The sequence below is a fragment of the Asanoa sp. NPDC050611 genome (assembly GCF_040654855.1).
Lineage (GTDB): Bacteria > Actinomycetota > Actinomycetes > Mycobacteriales > Micromonosporaceae > Asanoa.
Genome location: NZ_JBFAIU010000640.1, coordinates 1 through 1997, shown reverse-complemented (window position 1 = coordinate 1997; position 1997 = coordinate 1). Strand labels below are relative to the sequence as shown.

The following is a 1997-nucleotide window of genomic DNA, read 5'->3' as shown; positions in this document are numbered from 1 at the left end:
GGCAGCCAGCTGGCCCGGGCCCGCGGCACGCTCAGCCAGCTCTTCGCCGGCTGGGCCGCGTTGAGCGTGAACTGCGTGCGGACGAGCGGGACGAGTCCGCCGACCAGCGTGATCGCGCCGCCGACGTGCGCGAGCTGGACGCGCTCGAACGCGAGCGGCGCATCGCCCGGCACAGCGCCGCACCGTTGCTCACCCCGGTCGCGGACTACCGGGAGTCGGCGGAGCGCCGGGCGCGCGGGGACGCGCAGCGCCGACGGGCCGCGGCCGCGCGTCGGGTCGCGGTCCAGGAACACCTGCGCGCGTCGGCGAAATGGGGTCCGGACCCGTACGGGCCGATGCTGCTGGCCAGCTTCGCCGACCTGGCTCCGCAGCTGTTCGGCGCCGACGACCTGAATGGCGTGCTCACCCGGATCGTGAAGTTCACGGTGGACATCGTGACCGGCTGCGACTGGGCCAGCATCACCCTCACGCGGCGCGGAGAGCTGGTCGACGCGCTCTCCAACGGCACGGTCGCCGACGAGCTCGACCAGGTCCAGTTTGGCTCGGGCCAGGGCCCGGCCATCGACGCGATGGCCGGCACGCATCCGGTGTACGTCGCCGACCTGGGTGGACCGACCCGGTGGCCGGTGCTCGCCGGCACCGCGGCGGACCTCGGCGTGGCCAGTGCCCTCTGCCACGGCCTGTTCGTCCTGCAGTCGGCACAGTGGTCGGCGGTGGGTTCGCTCAACCTGTACGGCGGGACGCCGGACGCCTTCAGCGAGACCGACCAGGACTTCGCGTCGATCGTGGCCGCGTACGTCGCCGTCGCGGCCGCCATGAGCCACCGCCGGGAGGAGGTCGACCGCCGGGAAGCGGCCCTCCATCGTGGCCTGAGCTCCCGCGACGTCATCGGCCAGGCCAAGGGCATCCTGATGGAGCGGCAGCGGCTCTCCGCCGGTGAGGCGTTCGACCTGCTCCGGCACGCGTCCCAGCGCCTCAACCGCAGGGTCGTCGACGTGGCGCGGCACCTCACGGACACCGGCGAACTGCCCGGCTGAGCTTTCAGGTCGAGGGCGGCCCGAGCCGGCTGATCTCGTAACCGTCGGGATAGGACTTCGTGACGATGCCGTCCGCGAACAGCGCCGTCGCCCGTGGCCGGTGGAAGTGCCGGATGAGCCGGGCGCGGGCCTTGAAGCCCAGGTGCAGGCCGGCCCGCACGGGCCAGGCGGGCGGGCCCACCTTGGTGGCCGCCCGCAGGTGCGGGTCGTAGAGCGCGCTGACGACCGCGTTGCCGAGCGGGGCGAGCGACCGGGGGAGCCGGTCGACCATCCGCATGCGGGTGGCCCGCTCGATGGCCGCGGCGTTCTCGTCGGGCCGCAGTCGGTCCCGGTCGTACGCCTCGAACCAGGCCTCCAGCTCGGCCAGTGAGCCCGGCATCCCGGCGATGTTCATCAGCTCGCCCAGCTCCCGGTAGAAGCCGTAGCTGGCCTCGCGCTCGTGGCAGCAGGGCTTGCGCCACCCGTACCGGTCGAGCCACCGCATCGGCACGATGGCTAGGCACGCGAGCACGTAGACGAACTCGTCGCTCGGGACGTCGCGGTGCGGCCGGTGCAGCTGGTTGATCCGCCGGATGGCGTCCCGGCCGCGGGGGTGGTCGAAGCCGTGCACCACGATCTCGTACATGAGCAGGCCCGTGTCGTCGAGCCGGCGTTGCGTGCGCCGCGTCAGCTCGCCGGTGCCGACCAGGATCGCCGCGACCTCCGGCATCGAGAACGTGCGGATGAACGCCAGGTTGAGGCCCATCCGCATGTCCCACGGGAACTCGTGCCGGACGGTCGTCTGGTAGATCGCCACGTGGTCGCGTCGCGGGTCGAGCGCCCGGATGCGTCGGAGGTTCGCGTATCGGTCCTTCACCGCCGACGAGCGTAACGAAGGACGGCCAGGGCGGCGTGCCGCCCTGGCCGTCACCGGGAGGGGCGCTAGGGGAGGGAGAAACTGTCGGGCATGACCGGCACGGC

2 protein-coding genes are annotated in these 1997 nt (G+C 72.8%); one reads left to right on the top strand and one right to left on the bottom strand.

The annotated features are described in order from the left end of the window. Positions 1–185 precede the first annotated feature (185 nt). Positions 186–1037, top strand: coding sequence for a GAF and ANTAR domain-containing protein (locus AB0H87_RS41350; RefSeq protein WP_360159200.1), 852 nt, complete (start codon positions 186–188; stop codon positions 1035–1037). A gap of 4 nt (positions 1038–1041) precedes the next feature. Here AB0H87_RS41350 and AB0H87_RS41345 read toward each other — a convergent pair whose 3' ends face one another. Continuing rightward, positions 1042–1893, bottom strand: a complete 852-nt coding sequence (locus tag AB0H87_RS41345) for an oxygenase MpaB family protein (protein WP_360159197.1) — start codon at positions 1891–1893, stop codon at positions 1042–1044. Positions 1894–1997 lie beyond the last annotated feature (104 nt).